Here is a 16,329-nt window from a genome sequence, read left to right as displayed (position 1 = left end):
AATCAGCCGCGCGGGCAGATCTCGTCGTCGGAGAAGAAGTAGGCAATTTCGCGGGCGGCAGAGGCCGGGGCGTCGGAGCCGTGCACGGCGTTGCGATCGATGCTCTCGGCGTAGCAGGAACGCAGGGTACCGGCCAGGGCTTCTTTCGGGTTGGTGGCGCCCATGATCTCGCGATGACGGCGAATGGCCTCTTCCCCTTCCAGCACCTGTACCATGACAGGGCCTGAGGTCATGAAGGCGACCAGACCGTCATAGAAAGGCTTGCCCTGGTGCTCGGCGTAGAAGCCGGCGGCCTGTTCGCTGCTCAGGTGCAGCATCTTGGCGGCGACCACTTTCAGGCCGGCGCTCTCGAAGCGACCGTAGATGGCACCGATCAGGTTCTTGCTGACGGCATCCGGCTTGACGATAGAGAAGGTACGTTCGATAGCCATTGAGTTCTTTCCTTAACTACAGAGTTTTATTGTAGGAATCCATGTTCGGCGGCGATTATACGTAAACAAAAACCGAAATAACACACAAAATAGCAACTTTTTATTAAACAAAAGCACCCTTGAAACAACATGGTGACTCATCTTGTCCCATGGCGGCAGGAAAAAATGTGCGCTTGTGCACGATAGCGTCCTTAATCCCTTAAAACTGCATCTGTTGCTCATTTTTCAAACGCCATGAAAAAGGGCACCCATGGGTGCCCTCATCCGTCATACCGCGAGTCAGCGCGTCTCCGCCAGCAGGGTATGGGCTATGGTACGCATGCCCAGGGTGTTGGCCCCCGGCGCCCACAGATTGTCGCCGTTCTCGCTGAAACAGGCGGCAAGATCGACGTGCAACCAGCCCTGCCCCTCGTTGGCAACAAAGCGGGAGAGGAAACCCGCCGCGTTGGAGGCGCCCCCCGGACCACCGCCCGGCACCGGCCGGCTGTTGGCCGTGTCGGCGTAGTGGGACGGGCACTGCTGGCGATGCCAGGGCTCCAGCGGCAGCGGCCAGGCAGCTTCCTGCTCGGCATCCGCATAAGCCATGGCCCGGCTCACCAACCCCTTGTCCAGGCCAAAGAGCGCGTTGTAACGCCCCCCCAGCGCCATCACGGCCGCCCCGGTGAGGGTAGCGGCGTCGATGACCAGGGGCGCCCCGGACTCACCGGCGAGCTGCAGGCCGTCTGCCAGCACCAACCGCCCCTCGGCGTCGGTGTTGACTATTTCCACCGTGGTGCCGTTCTTGTAGGTGAGGATGTCACCCAGCTTGTAGGCATGGCCGGAGACCAGGTTCTCGGCGCAGCAGAGGATGAGCTTCACCCGCTTGTCCAGACCGCGCAAGATGGCCAGCGCCAGCGCGCCGGTGACGATGGCCGCCCCCCCCATGTCATGCTTCATGGTGAGCATGCCCTGGGAGGTCTTCATGGAGTAGCCACCGGAGTCGAAGGTGATGCCCTTGCCCACCAGAGCCGCCGCCACCGGCGCCCTCGGATCCCGGCTCGGGTTGAAGTCCAGCTCCAGCATCACCGGCTCCCGATCGCTGCCACGGCCGACCTGATAGAGACCGACCCAGCCCGCCTGTTGCAGCGCCTCCCCCTTGAGGATGCGATGACTGATGCGATCCGGTGCCAGCTCGGTGATGAAGGCGGCCGCCTCCACCGCCAGATCCAGCGGCCCCAGCTGCTCCGGGGTGGCATTGGTCATCTCGCGCACCCAGCGGCCGCACAACCAGCGCGCCTCCAGCTCCTCCCTGTCCTCCTCGGACGAGGTGGCCCACTGCAGCTCAACCTCGGCCTTGGGGGTCTGCAGCCCTTGGGCGAAGGCCCATTGCTGCTCCCGCTCCCAGTGACCGCACAGGGCGACCGTCTGGATCCCCTGACCACAGAGGCGGCGGGCCGCCTGCTGGATGTCCAGCAAGGGGCTGGCGGTCACCAGATGGATCACCATGCCATCGGCGCGGTGTGAGAGCAGCGCTCCCTCGCCCCACTCGGCGGCGGCAAATTCACGACTCAGCCAGACGTTCATTCAGTCACCTCTTGCAACCAGCGGGCTACCGATAGTACGCAGGCCGTGGCCCCTTGCGCCGGCTGTCCCAAACCATCACCCAATTCTTGATTCAGCCAGACACTCATTCGCTCACCTCCTGCAACCAACGGGCAATAGTACGCAGACCGTGGCCCTTGGCACCGGTCGCCCACAGCTCGTTGCCGGATTTTTGATAGGAGGCGGCCAAGTCCAGGTGTACCCAGCCTTTGCCCTCATCGCGCACGAAGCGCGACAGGAAGGCTGCCGCCGTGGTGGCACCGGCGGTGCCTTCGGCGGAGGCGACGTTGCCCAGCTCGGCGAAGGCCGAGGTGAGCTGGCCCGCATGCCAGGATTCCAGCGGCAGCGGCCAGGCCTTCTCGTTTTCCGCCTTGGCGGCGGCCAGGGCACGGGCCTGCTCGGTTTCATCCAGCGCAAACACGGCATTGTAGTCGCGACCCAACGCCGTCTTGGCGGCGCCGGTCAGGGTGGCGGCATCGAGGATATAGGCGGCGCCGCTCTCGCTCGCGGCCAGCAGACCGTCAGCCAGCACCAGCCGACCTTCCGCGTCTGTGTTCTGGATCTCCACCGAGATGCCGTTCTTGTAGGTGAGGATGTCGCCGAGTTTGAAGGCGTTGCCCGACACCAGGTTCTCGGCGCAGCAGAGGATGAGCTTGACCCGCTTGTCGAGGCCGCGGCTGATGGCCAGCGCCAGGGCTCCGGTCACCATGGCGGCGCCCCCCATGTCGGACTTCATCGGCAGCATGTTGTCAGAGGACTTCATGGAGTAGCCGCCGGAGTCGAAGGTGATGCCCTTGCCCACCAGGGCGGCGGTCACCGGGGCATTGGCATTCCCGGTCGGGTTGTAGTCGAGCTCCAGCAGCACGGGCTCGCGCTCGCTGCCCCGGCCCACCGACCAGATCCCGATGTGACCGGCCTCGCGCAGGGCCTCGCCGGCGGTGATGCGGGCGGTGACCTTGTCCCCCGCCAGACCGCGAATCAGCAACAGGGCGGATTCCGCCAGGCTCATGGGGTAGATGGCTTCCGGGCAACCGTTGGTCACCTCGCGCACCCAGCGGCTCGCCTTCTGCAGCGCAGCCAGCTCGCGGGCATCGGCGGCGCTCTGCTCACCGACATCCAGCTCGCGCTCACCCTTGGCGGCATAGAAACCCTGGGCGAAGGCATAGCGACGTTCCAGATCCCAGCCCTCCCCGTCCAGCTTGACGCGCTTGATGCCGCTGGATTCGAGTCGGCGGGCGGCACGCTGGATGGCGCGCAGGGCGTCCTGCTCCTGGCGAACAAGGCCCAGGTGGATCAGCGCCTGATCACCACCGAAACTGAGCAGGGCCCCTTCGCCCCAATGGGCGGCGGCTGCCTGGGTGGATAACAATACCTTCATCATCTCAGCCATCTTCTCTTGCTTCCTTTTTTATGGGCTCTTTTCATGAACAAATACGGGAATGACGAATACAAAAAAGGCCGTCCCCCGAGGGGTCGGCCTTCACCATATCACTACTGCACCGCCGGATGCTGCACGTGCAATTCACTCATGTGTAATTAACGTGCCATCAATGCCGTTCGGAGGCGAGGTTGATGGTGTACTTGGGCAGCTCCACCACCAGATCCTCGTCCGCCAGACGGGCCTGGCAACTCAAGCGGGATTCCGGCTCAAGTCCCCACGCCTTGTCCAGCATGTCATCTTCCAGCTCGTCGCTCGGCTCGAGGGAGTCGAAGCCTTCACGCACCACGCAGTGGCAGGTGGTGCAGGCGCAGGACTTCTCGCAGGCATGCTCGATCTCGATGCCGTTGCGCAGCGCTATATCCAGAATGGTCTCACCGCTCGCGCCCTCGAGGGCGGCGCCGTCCGGACAGAGTTCGGGGTGAGGCAGAATGATCAGTTTTGGCATATTACACCTTGTTGACGTTTTGGCCGGTCAGCACCTTGCGAATGGAGGCATCCATGCGACGGGCCGCAAACTCGCCACTGACGGCATCCGCCGCCTCGATGGCATCTTTGATTTGATTGGTCGTGCCCGCGCTGCGCATGGCCAGCAGATGATTGATCGCAGCATCGATCTCGGCGCGCTCAGCAGGGCTCAATAAAGCCTCGCCATCGGCGGCCAGGGCGGCATTGAGACTCTCGACCACGCGATCGGCCTCAACCTGCTGCTCCGCCAGCATGCGGGCATCCATGTCTTGCTGGGCATTGGCGATGGAGGCACTCAGCATGCTGAGAATATCCTCTTCCGCCAGCCCATAAGAGGGTTTTATCTGGATTTCTGCCTGCACACCGGAGGATTTCTCCATGGCGCTGACCGACAGCAGACCATCCGCATCCACCTGGAAGGTGACCCGGATGTGGGCGGCGCCCGCCGCCATGGGCGGAATGCCGGTCAGGGTGAAGCGGGCGAGGGAGCGGCAATCCGCCACCAGCTCACGTTCCCCCTGCACCACGTGGATCGCCATCGCGGTCTGGCCATCCTTGAAGGTAGTGAACTCCTGGGCACGGGCCACCGGTATGGTGGTGTTGCGCGGGATCACCTTCTCGGCGAGGCCACCCATGGTCTCGAGCCCCAGGGAGAGCGGGATGACGTCCAGCAGCAGCATCTCGGCATCGGGCTTGTTGCCCACCAGGATGTCGGCCTGGATGGCGGCACCGATGGCCACCACCTTGTCCGGATCTATGCTGGTCAGCGGCGTGCGCTGGAAGAAGTCTCCCACCAACTCGCGCACCAGCGGTACCCGGGTGGAGCCACCAACCATCACCACTTCCAGCACCTCCACCTGCTCCAGCCCCGCATCGCGCAGGGCGCGGCGACAGGCCAGCAGGGTGCGCTTGACCAGGGGGGTGATGAGCGCATCGAACTGGGCACGGGTCACCTCCCCCTGCCAGCTGGCAAAGGTGCAAGGGACGCTGTCCGCATCGGTCAGGCCGTGCTTGACGCTGGCGGCCAGGTCCAGCAGCTCGCGCTGGGTACGGGCATCGAGCTGGCCATTCAGACCGGCCTGCGCCTTGATCCAGTCTGCCAGCAGGTGATCGAAGTCATCACCACCCAAGGCCGAGTCGCCGCCGGTGGCCATCACCTCGAACACACCGCGATGCAGGCGCAGGATGGAGATGTCGAAGGTGCCGCCGCCGAGGTCGTACACGGCGATCACCCCTTCCTGACCGGAGTCGAGGCCGTAGGCGATGGCGGCCGCAGTCGGCTCGTTCAGCAGACGCAGCACATGCAGACCGGCCAGACGGGCCGCATCCTTGGTGCCCTGACGCTGGGCGTCATCGAAATAGGCGGGCACCGTGATGACCACGCCGTCGAGATCACCACCGAGGGAGGCGGCGCCGCGGGCGGCCAGGGCTTTCAGGATCTCGGCCGAGACCTGCACCGGGTTGACCAGTCCCTGACGGGTCTGCAACTGGGGCATGCCGCTGTCGCTGGCAACGAATTCATAGGGCTGCTGGCGGGTGTCGATGTCGGCCAGCGCCTTGCCCATCATCCGTTTGACCGAGACGATGGTGTTGTGGGGATCGAGGGCGGCTTCACGCTTGGCGTCGAAACCGACCCGGATGGCGTCGGCCTGATAGTGGACCACAGAAGGCAGCAAGGAGCGCCCCTGCTCGTCACCCAGGGTATCGGCCCGGCCGCTGCGCACGGCGGCGACCAGCGAGTTGGTAGTACCGAGATCGATGCCAACGGCGCGTTTATGCTGATGAGGGGCGGCGCTCTGGCCGGGCTCGGCGATTTGCAATAATGCCATGGATAATCAAACTTCCAGCGTTAGAGGATCAAGACTCGAACAGCGAGTCTTCGAATCGTTCCAGCTCCTCGAGGAGCTTGTCGACAAACTTGAGTTTGCGCACGCAATCGGCGGCGGCAAGATCATCACCCGCGGTGAGACTGGCGGTGAGCCGTTGCATCAGCGACTGGTGATCATGCCTGATTTCGCGGCGAAAATCTTCGATGACCCCCTCAGGACTCGCATTCCCTTTCAGGTCAGCCAGACGCTCGCGCCATTCCAGCTGCTGCATCAGGAAGCCGGTATCTTGCAGGGTCTGTTGTTCACCACGGATGTCGGTGCCGCGCAGGGAGAGCAGGTACTCGGCCCGGCGCAGGGGTGCCTTGAGGGTGGTGAAGGCGTCGTTGATCTGGGCGGCACGCTGCACCGCAGCCAACTGCTCCCGCTCGGGGGCGGTGGCGAAACGATCGGGATGGAACTGGGTTTGCAACCGGCGGTAGGTCTCGGCCAGCTGGCGGGTATCGAGCTCGAAGCCCTCTGCCAGCCCGAACAGCTCGAAATGATTCATCATGGGTCCTTAGACTCGAAGGCTTGCACCTGGCTCGCCATCCACCTTGAAACGGCTGAACCGGCAGCAAGCTGCCGGTTCAATCGCTCATACACTGAAGCTTTCGCCACAACCACACTCGCCCTTGGCGTTGGGATTGTTGAACTGGAAACCCTCGTTGAGGCCCTCCTTGACGAAGTCCAGCTCGGTGCCATCCAGATGGATCAGGCTCTTGGCGTCGACGATGATCTTGACACCGTTTTGCTCGAACACCTGATCCTCAGCGGCCAGCTCATCCACGAACTCGAGCACATAGGCAAGGCCCGAACAACCTGTGGTCTTGACGCCGAGGCGCAGGCCGATGCCCTTGCCCCGGTTGGTTATAAAAGAGGAAACCCGCGCCGCTGCGGCATCTGTCATGGTAATGGCCATACTGCTCTCCGGACCTTAGAGACCTTTCTTCTGCTTGTAATCGGCGATGGCGGCCTTGATGGCATCCTCCGCCAGAATGGAGCAGTGGATCTTCACCGGTGGCAGTGCCAGCTCTTCGGCGATGTCGGTGTTCTTGATCCCGGCCGCTTCGTCCAGGGTCTTGCCCTTGACCCATTCGGTCACCAGGGAGCTGGAGGCGATGGCGGAGCCGCAACCGTAGGTCTTGAACTTGGCATCTTCGATGATGCCGTCGTCGCTGATCTTCAGTTGCAGTTTCATCACGTCGCCACAAGCCGGGGCGCCGACCATGCCGGTCGCGATGCTCGGATCGTTCTTGTCAAAACCACCGACGTTACGGGGGTTCTCGTAGTGGTCTATTACTTTTTCACTGTAAGCCATATCTAACTCCTGCTAATTCCGTTGTTCACCAAACACTTGCCTCTTGGCCGTGATCAGTGATGAGCCCATTCGACCGTGTTCAGATCGACGCCGTCCTTGAACATCTCCCACAGGGGAGACATCTCGCGCAGGCGGCCGATGGAGTCGCAGATGAGCTTGATTGCGTAGTCGATCTCTTCCTCGGTGGTGAAGCGACCGATGCTGAAACGGATGGAGCTGTGTGCCAGCTCGTCGTTCAGGCCAAGGGCGCGCAGCACATAGGAAGGTTCCAGGCTGGCAGAGGTACAGGCCGAGCCGGAAGAGACCGCCAGATCCTTCAGTGCCATGATGAGGGATTCCCCTTCCACATAGGCGAAGCTGACGTTCAGGTTACCCGGGACACGGTGGTCCAGATCGCCGTTGATATAGACTTCTTCGATGTTCTTGATGCCGTTCCACAGACGCTGGCGCAGGGCCATGATGTGCTGGCTCTCGCTCGCCATCTCTTCCTTGGCGATGCGGAAGGCTTCGCCCATGCCGACGATCTGGTGAGTCGGCAGGGTGCCGGAGCGCATACCGCGCTCATGACCACCGCCGTGCATCTGGGCTTCCAGACGTACGCGGGGCTTGCGGCGCACGAACAGGGCACCGATCCCTTTCGGGCCGTATACCTTGTGGGCGGACATGGAGAGCAGGTCAACCTTGAGCGCTTCCACGTCGACCGGGATCTTGCCCACGCTCTGGACAGCATCCACGTGCAGCAGGATCTTGCGGGAGCGGCACAGCTCGCCGATGGCGGCGATGTCTTGCACCACACCGATCTCGTTGTTGACGTGCATGATGCTCACCAGGATGGTGTCATCGCGCAGGGCGCCTTCGATCTGCTCGATGGTGAACAGGCCATTTGGCATCGGCTCGAGGTAGGTCACCTCGTAGCCTTCACGCTCCAGCTGGCGGCAGGTGTCAAGCACCGCCTTGTGTTCGGTCTTGGAGGTGATGATGTGTTTGCCCTTGCCAGCGTAGAAATGGGCAACGCCCTTGATGGCCAGGTTGTTGGATTCAGTCGCACCTGAGGTGAAGACGATTTCGCGAGGGTCCGCGCCAATCAGCTCTGCCACTTGATTACGGGCCAGATCCACCGCCTCTTCGGCCTGCCAGCCGAAACGGTGAGAGCGGGAGGCAGGGTTGCCAAACAGGCCGTCCATGGTGAGGCACTGCATCATTTTTTCTGCGACCCGCGGGTCTACCGGGCAGGTTGCCGAATAATCAAGGTAAATAGGCAGTTTCATGTTTTTCTCCGTTACGACGAATCACACTGCGAACCGTCGTGGAAAGCACGTTTGTTTATAGTTGGACTTTCAAGCTCACATCACCGCGTTCCGCCCGTTCAACCAGGGACAACACAGTCTTCATTTGTTCATCTTGCTTGCCGGCGATGCGTCTCACATCGGCCTGGCCAACCAGCTCGGCCAGGGTGATGTTCCCCAGGAAACTGGAAATACGCTCGCTGAGGTCACGCCACAGGGAGTGGGTCAGACACTGGGTACCACCGTGGCAGCCCCCTTTGCCGAGACACTTGGTCGCATCGACCGACTCATCGACCGCGGTGATCACCTGACCGACCGAGATCTCGCCAGGGGCCAGTCCGAGGCGGTAACCGCCACCCGGGCCCCGCACGCTGCTCACCAGGCCATGCTTGCGCAGGCGGGCAAACAACTGCTCCAGATAGGACAATGAGATGCCCTGGCGCTCTGAAATATCAGCCAGGGGCACGGGCCCCTGCTCTGCATGCAACGCCACGTCGAGCATGGCTGTCACTGCGTAACGTCCTTTTGAGGTCAGTCTCATATGCCTTACCGTTTGCGAACAAATCAATATGGGCACATGGTCACATACCCGACTATTTCAGTCAAGTATATGGTTGAGCAATTCAGTCGGGATTAGTCCTGCGGACGGGGTTTCTGCACCGAGGTGAGAATACCGCGCAAAATGTTCAGTTCAACCACTTCCGGCCGAGCCCGGTTGAACAGGCGGCGCAGCTTGCTCATCACGTGACCGGGATGTTCTTCGGTGATGAACCCCGTCTTCTGCAGCGTCTGCTCAAGATGCTGATAAAAACCTTCCAGTTGCTCGGCACTGGGATAGTCCATCGGCTCTTCTTGTGGCTCGGGCGCCTGCTCCTGCAACCAGCGCATGCGCACCTCGTAACAGAGGGTCTGCACCGCCATGGCCAGATTGAGGGAGCTGTACTCGGGGTTGGCCGAAATGGCCACGTGGTAGTGGCACTTTTGCAGCTCATCGTTGGTGAGACCAGTACGTTCACGGCCAAACACCAGGGCGACCGGATGCGTCACCCCCTCGGTCACCAGCTTCTCGGCGGCTTCGCGGGGATCCAGCATGGGCCAGCTCAGGGTACGGGAGCGGGCACTGGTGCCGATGACCAGGGTGCAGTCGGCGATGGCGTCATCCAGGGTCGGGACGATGCGGGCATTGGCCAGAACATCGCTGGCCCCTGCCGCCAGGGCCATGGCGTTGTCATCGGGCAGCGCTTGTGGATCGACCAATACCAGCTGGGTCAGCCCCATGGTCTTCATGGCCCGCGCCGCGGACCCCATGTTGCCGGGGTGGGAGGTATTTACCAACACGATACGAATCTGGTCCAGCATGCCCTGTCAATCTTCCGTCAAAAATGGCGCGCAATTGTAACATAACCAATCGCTATTTTGGCATCGCTTCTGACCCCGCATTTCAGAACAAAAATGGGCAGGCGTATAACCAAGCAGCATGAGGGCAAGAGAAGGGGCGGGCTAACCTTAAAAGAGTTCAAGATGCACGATCCGGAGTCGCCACCCATGCTTCCCTCCTGGCTCTACGAGCAGTTGCCCGGCCTTTACCTGCTGTTGTCGGCAGGGCTGGTGCTCTTCGTCCACTCCCCGCTGCTCTGGCTCGCGGCGGCCTTGTTGTTCGGGGTGGGCGCCATCCTCTGGATGATGCGATCCAACTACCGACGCACCGATCTGATCATCTTCCCGGCCAAACGCTGGTTCCAACCCGAGTGGTACTACGAGGCGCTGCCGTTTGTGTGGCTGGCACTGGCGCTGCTGTTGCTGCGCCTGCCGGGTAACACGGCGCTGCTGGCCCTGCTACCCGGTCTGTGGGGTTGCCGCTGTCTGTGGGCCCGGCGGCGCCATCGCCATCATGCCCCAGGCCTGGCGCTGCACCTGAGGCGCAGTTCAGGCCGCCGGCGCGGGCACCGGATCCTGCGCTGAGCGGGCCCGCTCGACCAGGGTCGCCAAGTCCATCAGCGGGTACTTCATCAGCCTGGGCAGGCCGTCGAGATCCAGGCTGTCCATCAGGTTCTTCACTTCCAGTCCGAGCTCTGTGTCCCCCTCTATCTTCAGCTTGCGCTGGAAGAAGAGTGAGTCCGGATCCTCCCGGCGGGCGGCGATCAGGATAAGATCCTGGCTGTTGCCACTGAAGCAGACGTCTGCGTGTTCACAGTCACGAGCCACCACCAGCTTCCCCTCCCGATCGCTGATAAACCAGCAGAGTTCGAGATCCGTCACCTCGACTTTCAGCCACTTGCCCGCCAGGAACGCGAAGTCGCCGTCCTGGATGGCCTCCTTGAACACCTGGGCCAGCAGCCCCTCCATCAGATTTTGCTGAAGGGAGAAGGGCACCAGCTTGAGGGGATGACGCAAGAGACGAGGTGCCTGTTCGACCAGGCGACGTTGCAGTTGTTGAAACACGATAAACTCCCAGTTTTTTGCGCATTCAAACACAGTGCAATTGTCAGGATCCTGTTGAAAATCAAAATTGTGGCCACTTACCTCAAGAAGGGTAAAGCCACACAAAGCTGCCTCAGGTCAAAAAGTGGGAGCGCGCCGGTGCATACAATCGGGCCACTTTTGCATTTTTGCCCTCTCGGAGCGTACCCGATGGAATTACTCTGCCCGGCAGGCAGCCTGCCGGCACTGAAAACGGCCGTGGATAACGGCGCCGATGCGGTCTATATCGGTTTCAAGGATGACACCAATGCCCGCCATTTTGCCGGCCTCAACTTCACCGACAGCAAGCTGGCCAAGGCGGTGGATTACGTGCACCAGCACGGCCGCAAGCTGCACATCGCCATCAACACCTTTGCCCATCCGGGCTCCGACGCCAGATGGAAGCAGGCGGTGGATCGCGGGGTGGCGCTCGGCGCCGATGCGCTGATCATCGCCGATCTCGCCGTGCTCGATTACGCCAGTCGCCAGTATCCGGACATGGAGCTGCACGTATCGGTGCAGGCCAGTGCCACCAATGCCGCCGCCATTCGCTTCTACCAGCAGCACTTCAACGTCGCCCGGGTGGTGCTGCCACGGGTGCTCTCCATGCACCAGGTCCGGCAACTGGCTCGCGAGACCGACGTCGGCCTCGAGGTCTTTGCCTTCGGCAGCCTCTGCATCATGGCGGAGGGGCGCTGCTACCTCTCCTCCTACATGACTGGGGAGAGCCCCAACACAGTCGGTGCCTGCTCGCCAGCCAAGTTCGTGCGCTGGGAGGAGACCCCGGGCGGCCTCGAATCCCGCTTGAACGAGGTGCTGATCGACCGCTACGGCCCGGGTGAGAACGCCGGCTACCCGACCCTGTGCAAGGGACGCTTCGAGGTGGATGGCCAGACCTATCACGCCCTGGAGGAACCCACCAGCCTCAACACCCTGGGCCTCTTGCCCGAACTGTTCCAGACCGGGATCCAGTCGGTCAAGATCGAGGGCCGCCAGCGCAGCCCCGCCTATGTGGAGCAGGTGACCCGGGTCTGGCGCGCCGCCATCGACAGCTACCAGGCCAACCCGGAGGCTTATAGCGTCAAGGCCGAATGGGATGCCCAGCTCGCCCGCGTCTCCGAGGGGAGCCAGACCACCCTGGGTGCCTACCACCGCCAGTGGCAATAAGGAGAGGCCCCATGTCCCGCTTTCTCAGACAAGACGGCAACATCTTCCACTGCCAGCATCACAGCAAGGAGCACAATTAATGCAATTTTCTCTCGGGCCCATTCTCTTCTACTGGCCCAAGGCCGACACCCAGGCCTTCTATGAGGCCGCGACGCACAGCCAGGCCGACATCATCTATCTGGGGGAGACGGTGTGCAGCAAGCGCCGTGAACTCAAGGTGGATGACTGGATTGCCCTGGCTCGCCAGGTGGCCGCCTCCGGCAAGCAGGCCGTGCTCTCCACCCTGGCGCTGATCTCGGCCCCCTCCGAGCTCAAGGAGGTCAAACGGCTGGTGGACAATGGCGAGCTGCTGATCGAAACCAACGATCTGGGCACAGCCCAGCTCGCCTGGGAAGCCGGTCTGCCGTTCGTGTGCGGCCCGGCCATCAATGCCTACAACGCCGACGTGCTGCGCATGCTGCTCAAACAGGGGATGCAACGCTGGGTGATGCCGGTGGAGCTCTCCCGCGACTGGCTGGTACAGCTCGAGCAGGATCTGGGCCCGGCCCGCCGCCAGTTCGAGGTGGAGGTGTTCGCCTACGGTCACCTGCCGCTCGCCTACTCGGCGCGCTGCTTCACCGCCCGCTCCCTCGACAAGCCCAAAGATAGCTGCGAGCTCGCCTGCATCCACTACCCCACAGGGCGCCTCGCCAGCAGCCGGGAGGGGCAGAAGGTGTTCAATCTCAACGGTATCCAGACCCAATCAGGCTACTGCTACAACCTCGGCAACGAGCTGGCCAGCATGGCGGATCTGGTGGACGTGGTGCGCCTCTCCCCCGAAGGGATGGAGACGCTGGAGATGCTCGCCCGCTTCAGAGCCAATGCGCAGGGTCAGGCTCCCCTGCCCCTGCAGCAGGAGCGGGACTGCAACGGCTACTGGCGGCAGATCCCCGGCATGAGCCTGGTGGAATAATCCAGCCGCGAAGGGGACTCGGCAAAGCGGCTGCCACGGCTGCCGATGCCCACGATTCTCCGGCATGCGCCGAGTGGGGAAAAAACCAACATTGCCGGATCCCAGACAGCAAAAAGGCCTCATCAAGAGGCCCTTTTTCATTTAATGACTCTTTTCCAACTTTCCTCTTAAATATCAGGTCATTACCGCAAATCCTCACTGCATTTGACTTGCCTCAACATTCGCGGCTGGAGAGTGGCCTACTCTGGTGAGTTGTCATTCACCCCCTTTCCTGCATTGGTATGGTCAACGATGTGGACAATCCAAGGCAGCAGCCCTCTACCTGACAGGCGAATTATTCACACTGCCCCGCTGCACCTTTGAGTGGGTTGAAGCACACAGCATCCTGTAAAAAATCTGGAGCAAAGTGGGCATAGGGCATTGTCTGCTGGATGGTTGCATGGCCCAGGATTCGCTGTAGCACCAGGATATTGCCGCCATTGGCCATAAAGTGGGTGGCGAAAGTGTGTCGCAGCACATGCACCGCTTGCCCCTTTGGCAAATCTGGCTTCACCGCTTTGAGCATCTCCCGCACTTGCGGATAGTTTGCGACAGGAACAACAGCCCGCGCCGGTTCGCCACCCACTCGTGCTCGACCTCCTAACTGATCGGCACCGTGCGTTTCTTGCCGTTCTTGGTGGTCACGAAGGTAACCCGACGGTTCACCACATGCTCGGCCATTAGATTGGCGGCCTCACTTCACCGTGCCACCGTGCTCAGGCACAACACAGCGATACCTCGATCATCCCCTGCCAACCCAGCCAGCCCAGAATTGCTCGACCTCAAGTGGAGAGAGATAGCTCATCTCTCTGGGGGCAACCTTCAATGCCTTCAGCTCCCGAATCGGGTTCTCATCCCTGAAAAAGCCACCCTCTATGAGGACCCCCTCGCTCCACCACCAAGCGGTTGACGCAATTGGGGGGGATGCCTGCGGTCAACATGCACGAACATAACAGGGTCAGCGCATGGTTATCGAGCTGGCTAACCCTGCCCCCCCAATAACGATCGGCCCGCTTCAAGGTGCGATGGAAATGCACACCCCATTTTTGATACTGCCCTTTGTGAGCCCACCAGATCTCGATGAGTTCTGCCAGTGTGCGGCCAGCCCTTGTAGCTTATGGACGATGAAACAATGCATCATGGTTACAGAACCGAGAGGCAATTTATGAGCGGGCCGGGGGATTGAGATTACCAAATAGTCTCATATCAAATTTCCTAAGGCGTAATTCAGAATCCATCACGCATTAGTACAACAGTTCATTACATCAAAAAATATTGTTCGATTTTTACAACAAAAAAATAAATAGTTTAAGTTTCATTTAGTTCATAAAATCCAGAAACCTGCACTGGAGCTGAACACGCTTTAAATAACCCTCATGAGTCCTGTTTTCGTGATTTTGATCCCTTTATTTAATCAACCACTTCCCTTATGTTTAATAAATTGCTCAAGCCATAAGGAGGTGAACTGAAAGCAATAGACATAGGATTTATAAATATAAAAAATTCCATGGATCTTATTTTTAAAAAACAGGGATAAATCATGAAAAACAAAAAATATATTTTTATGACGCTGGTGCTTGCGTCCACATCCTCCATAGCAGAAGAATTCCCCAAGCTTGATGAGGCGTATCCCAGCAATATTAATATTCGTGGTTTCGAACCTGTTTTTGACTTCGATACCGATGGCTGTTATCCGGCCGCAGGCATCAGTCGAAGCGGAGTGAAAAACCCAGGGCTGAAGACATCGGGAGCCCTGAACGGTAGTTGCCGTGACGCCGGCTTCCTAGAAATATCAAACACATTACATAGATACGCATGCATCCCAGGCTCCGGTGGCACTTATTGCGCTCAGGTCTATGACATGTATTTCGAAAAAGATCAGGCTCAGAATGGCCCTGTAGGATTGGGCCATAGACATGACTGGGAAACGGTAACAGTATGGACATTGAACGGCGCTATTACTCATGTAGGCGCTAGTGCTCATGGGAAAATGGATGTTAAACCATTTGGTGAAATTGCTAAAGAAGGAAACCATGCAAAGATCGTGTACCATAAAAGTGGTTCATCAACACATGCGTTTAGATTCGCATCAAGCACTGAACCACCTGAAAATCATTATCAGTACTGGGTCACACCAGCTGTCACTACTTGGTATGAACTAAGAGGGGATGGAATAAGTAATCAAGATATGCGGAACAGACTTAACAGCTTTGACTATGGAGATGCGTCGATTAAGGTGAAAGATAGTTCTTTCTTAAGTTCCATAAATTCATGGAAACCGTCTGGCTATCCGACATTCACTCAAAGTAGTGTCGAAGCGTCAAATCCCAATCCATAATTAGTTGCTAAAAAACAGCCTCAGGTGATGAACTTTCCTGGGGCTGTTACTGTGAAAAAATTAAATTACTTCATCATTCGAGCATATCAATTGCGCTATTACGCTATCAGTCTTGCTATACCATTTTTCATCTATGGTAACCAGATTCAATATCACTTGGCAGGCCATTCGAGAAGAAAAGCTTAAGCTATGACGAAATAACAAGGCGGCCATACTCTGAATCGCCCCGAGTTTTCTAGACACTCTGCTGCTGAATATTGAGCTGCTTTTCAAACTCTACCGGTGACAGTCCGTTATTGGTCATCATGATGCTGTTTCTTACTTATGAAAGCGCGACGAATCAGCACAATGCTGGCACTCAACATGCCACCTAGCAGGGTGGCAAGCACCACGATCAGGGGACGCTTGGGTTTATCGCGACTCAGCTGCACTTCAGGAGCATCAAGATAGGAAAAAGGTTTGAAACGAATCGCTTCAACACGGACCTGTTTCAAACGTTCGATCTGTATTTGCAACTCGGCTAGTTTGGGCTGGTAGATGTTTAAGTCGATTATTTTCAATAGCTTCAGCTTTTCTTCCAACCCTTGGGTACCCAGGTTAATGGGGAAGCGCTCACTGCTGTTGTAGTTCTCTAGGGGCTGAGTCACGCCAGCCGCTTTTGCCACCTTAACCGCCAACTCGGTATTAATGATGTCACGCTTCAGCGCTTGCCTGGCATCTTCACTTGTGAGTTTCAAACTCATTGTCAGCGTATCCAGCCTGAGTGATTTCTGATCAGTCAGCTCATTTACCAGGCTCTGGTTTTGTTTGACGATAATGAAGTCGATGTAGTCCTCCAACATCTTCAAGGCATGCTCGGAGGTATCGGCACTGGTCGTCAGCCTCACACCCGGCTTATTTCCTTTTTCATCGACCGGTTCGGCAGAGATAAACTTGGACCAGTCACGGAGCCAGCGTCTTTTCCCCTGTTCATCTGGCTTAGC

General features: G+C 59.3%; 19 protein-coding genes. 4 read left to right on the top strand and 15 right to left on the bottom strand.

Annotated features, from left to right (window positions below; translation table 11 throughout):
* Positions 1-2: 2 nt before the first annotated feature.
* The 11 genes from ndk to trmJ all read right to left on the bottom strand — a co-directional run bounded on the left by ndk (position 3) and on the right by trmJ (position 9,749).
* Positions 3-431 carry a nucleoside-diphosphate kinase gene (ndk, locus tag LG30_RS0102365; RefSeq protein WP_033129111.1) on the bottom strand — a complete coding sequence of 143 codons (429 nt, stop codon included), beginning with the start codon at positions 429-431 and terminating at the stop codon, positions 3-5.
* Between the two features lie 279 nt (positions 432-710).
* Complete coding sequence (gene pepB / locus LG30_RS0102360) at positions 711-1,994, bottom strand: aminopeptidase PepB (protein WP_033129110.1); 1,284 nt, start codon at positions 1,992-1,994, stop codon at positions 711-713.
* Between the two features lie 103 nt (positions 1,995-2,097).
* A complete protein-coding gene (pepB, locus tag LG30_RS0102355; protein WP_033129109.1) occupies positions 2,098-3,402 on the bottom strand; it encodes an aminopeptidase PepB in 1,305 nt (434 codons plus the stop codon).
* A 157-nt stretch (positions 3,403-3,559) separates the two neighbouring features.
* Positions 3,560-3,898 (bottom strand): ISC system 2Fe-2S type ferredoxin, encoded by a 339-nt coding sequence (fdx, locus tag LG30_RS0102350; protein ID WP_033129108.1) that lies wholly within the window; start codon positions 3,896-3,898, stop codon positions 3,560-3,562.
* 1 nt (position 3,899) lies between these two features.
* Positions 3,900-5,747 (bottom strand): Fe-S protein assembly chaperone HscA, encoded by a 1,848-nt coding sequence (gene hscA, locus LG30_RS0102345; RefSeq protein ID WP_033129107.1) that lies wholly within the window; start codon positions 5,745-5,747, stop codon positions 3,900-3,902.
* 28 nt (positions 5,748-5,775) lie between these two features.
* Positions 5,776-6,294 (bottom strand): co-chaperone HscB, encoded by a 519-nt coding sequence (hscB, locus tag LG30_RS0102340; protein ID WP_033129106.1) that lies wholly within the window; start codon positions 6,292-6,294, stop codon positions 5,776-5,778.
* A gap of 87 nt (positions 6,295-6,381) precedes the next feature.
* Positions 6,382-6,705, bottom strand: coding sequence for an iron-sulfur cluster assembly protein IscA (iscA, locus tag LG30_RS0102335; protein ID WP_005324290.1), 324 nt, complete (start codon positions 6,703-6,705; stop codon positions 6,382-6,384).
* A 15-nt stretch (positions 6,706-6,720) separates the two neighbouring features.
* The gene (iscU, locus tag LG30_RS0102330) at positions 6,721-7,104 is read right to left on the bottom strand and encodes a Fe-S cluster assembly scaffold IscU (RefSeq protein WP_005299770.1); all 384 of its coding nucleotides are present in this window, start codon (positions 7,102-7,104) and stop codon (positions 6,721-6,723) included.
* 53 nt (positions 7,105-7,157) lie between these two features.
* Entirely contained in the window at positions 7,158-8,372 is a 1,215-nt protein-coding gene (locus LG30_RS0102325; protein WP_033129105.1) for an IscS subfamily cysteine desulfurase, read from the bottom strand.
* A gap of 55 nt (positions 8,373-8,427) precedes the next feature.
* Positions 8,428-8,931 carry a Fe-S cluster assembly transcriptional regulator IscR gene (gene iscR, locus LG30_RS0102320; RefSeq protein ID WP_033129104.1) on the bottom strand — a complete coding sequence of 168 codons (504 nt, stop codon included), beginning with the start codon at positions 8,929-8,931 and terminating at the stop codon, positions 8,428-8,430.
* 92 nt (positions 8,932-9,023) lie between these two features.
* Positions 9,024-9,749 carry a tRNA (cytosine(32)/uridine(32)-2'-O)-methyltransferase TrmJ gene (trmJ, locus tag LG30_RS0102315; RefSeq protein WP_033129103.1) on the bottom strand — a complete coding sequence of 242 codons (726 nt, stop codon included), beginning with the start codon at positions 9,747-9,749 and terminating at the stop codon, positions 9,024-9,026.
* 186 nt (positions 9,750-9,935) lie between these two features.
* Here trmJ and LG30_RS0102310 point away from each other — a divergent pair, with 186 nt between their 5' ends.
* On the top strand, positions 9,936-10,352 hold the full coding sequence (locus LG30_RS0102310; protein ID WP_033129175.1) for a hypothetical protein: 417 nt from the start codon (positions 9,936-9,938) through the stop codon (positions 10,350-10,352).
* Here LG30_RS0102310 and ubiT read toward each other — a convergent pair.
* Positions 10,317-10,832 (bottom strand): ubiquinone anaerobic biosynthesis accessory factor UbiT, encoded by a 516-nt coding sequence (ubiT, locus tag LG30_RS0102305; RefSeq protein WP_033129174.1) that lies wholly within the window; start codon positions 10,830-10,832, stop codon positions 10,317-10,319. The two genes, LG30_RS0102310 and ubiT, sit on opposite strands and share 36 nt — an antisense overlap.
* Positions 10,833-11,021: 189 nt before the next feature.
* On the opposite strand from ubiT, the gene ubiU reads away from it, so the two are divergent.
* Together ubiU and LG30_RS0102295 are read left to right on the top strand one after the other, a co-directional pair.
* Positions 11,022-12,017, top strand: coding sequence for a ubiquinone anaerobic biosynthesis protein UbiU (gene ubiU, locus LG30_RS0102300; protein ID WP_033129102.1), 996 nt, complete (start codon positions 11,022-11,024; stop codon positions 12,015-12,017).
* Positions 12,018-12,096: 79 nt separating this feature from the next.
* Positions 12,097-12,969, top strand: coding sequence for a U32 family peptidase (locus LG30_RS0102295; protein WP_033129101.1), 873 nt, complete (start codon positions 12,097-12,099; stop codon positions 12,967-12,969).
* A 334-nt stretch (positions 12,970-13,303) separates the two neighbouring features.
* On the opposite strand, the gene LG30_RS21840 is transcribed toward LG30_RS0102295, so the two are convergent.
* Positions 13,304-13,594: a tyrosine-type recombinase/integrase gene (locus LG30_RS21840; RefSeq protein ID WP_238566369.1), complete on the bottom strand. Its 291-nt coding sequence runs from the start codon at positions 13,592-13,594 to the stop codon at positions 13,304-13,306.
* Positions 13,595-13,859: 265 nt separating this feature from the next.
* Positions 13,860-14,102 carry a hypothetical protein gene (locus LG30_RS22955; protein ID WP_420796335.1) on the bottom strand — a complete coding sequence of 81 codons (243 nt, stop codon included), beginning with the start codon at positions 14,100-14,102 and terminating at the stop codon, positions 13,860-13,862.
* Positions 14,103-14,548: 446 nt separating this feature from the next.
* Between LG30_RS22955 and LG30_RS21270 the strand changes: the two genes are divergently transcribed.
* Positions 14,549-15,346 carry an NPP1 family protein gene (locus LG30_RS21270; protein ID WP_152598987.1) on the top strand — a complete coding sequence of 266 codons (798 nt, stop codon included), beginning with the start codon at positions 14,549-14,551 and terminating at the stop codon, positions 15,344-15,346.
* A gap of 293 nt (positions 15,347-15,639) precedes the next feature.
* Here the strand turns inward: LG30_RS21270 and LG30_RS0102280 are convergent.
* The coding region (locus LG30_RS0102280) for a GNVR domain-containing protein (RefSeq protein ID WP_033129099.1) at positions 15,640-16,329 on the bottom strand (690 nt) is incomplete at its 5' end.

The sequence above is a fragment of the Aeromonas aquatica genome (genome assembly GCF_000764655.1).
In the GTDB taxonomy this organism is placed as follows: Bacteria; Pseudomonadota; Gammaproteobacteria; order Enterobacterales; family Aeromonadaceae; genus Aeromonas; species Aeromonas aquatica.
This window is presented reverse-complemented; position numbering and strand designations above follow the sequence as displayed.

Coding starts and splice junctions, on each gene's coding strand:
- ndk (WP_033129111.1), bottom strand. CDS start 431: ATGGCTATCGAACGTACCTTCTCTATCGTCAAGCCGGATGCCGTCAGC.
- pepB (WP_033129110.1), bottom strand. CDS start 1,994: ATGAACGTCTGGCTGAGTCGTGAATTTGCCGCCGCCGAGTGGGGCGAG.
- pepB (WP_033129109.1), bottom strand. CDS start 3,402: ATGGCTGAGATGATGAAGGTATTGTTATCCACCCAGGCAGCCGCCGCC.
- fdx (WP_033129108.1), bottom strand. CDS start 3,898: ATGCCAAAACTGATCATTCTGCCTCACCCCGAACTCTGTCCGGACGGC.
- hscA (WP_033129107.1), bottom strand. CDS start 5,747: ATGGCATTATTGCAAATCGCCGAGCCCGGCCAGAGCGCCGCCCCTCAT.
- hscB (WP_033129106.1), bottom strand. CDS start 6,294: ATGAATCATTTCGAGCTGTTCGGGCTGGCAGAGGGCTTCGAGCTCGAT.
- iscA (WP_005324290.1), bottom strand. CDS start 6,705: ATGGCCATTACCATGACAGATGCCGCAGCGGCGCGGGTTTCCTCTTTT.
- iscU (WP_005299770.1), bottom strand. CDS start 7,104: ATGGCTTACAGTGAAAAAGTAATAGACCACTACGAGAACCCCCGTAAC.
- LG30_RS0102325 (WP_033129105.1), bottom strand. CDS start 8,372: ATGAAACTGCCTATTTACCTTGATTATTCGGCAACCTGCCCGGTAGAC.
- iscR (WP_033129104.1), bottom strand. CDS start 8,931: ATGAGACTGACCTCAAAAGGACGTTACGCAGTGACAGCCATGCTCGAC.
- trmJ (WP_033129103.1), bottom strand. CDS start 9,749: ATGCTGGACCAGATTCGTATCGTGTTGGTAAATACCTCCCACCCCGGC.
- LG30_RS0102310 (WP_033129175.1), top strand. CDS start 9,936: ATGCTTCCCTCCTGGCTCTACGAGCAGTTGCCCGGCCTTTACCTGCTG.
- ubiU (WP_033129102.1), top strand. CDS start 11,022: ATGGAATTACTCTGCCCGGCAGGCAGCCTGCCGGCACTGAAAACGGCC.
- LG30_RS0102295 (WP_033129101.1), top strand. CDS start 12,097: ATGCAATTTTCTCTCGGGCCCATTCTCTTCTACTGGCCCAAGGCCGAC.
- LG30_RS21270 (WP_152598987.1), top strand. CDS start 14,549: ATGAAAAACAAAAAATATATTTTTATGACGCTGGTGCTTGCGTCCACA.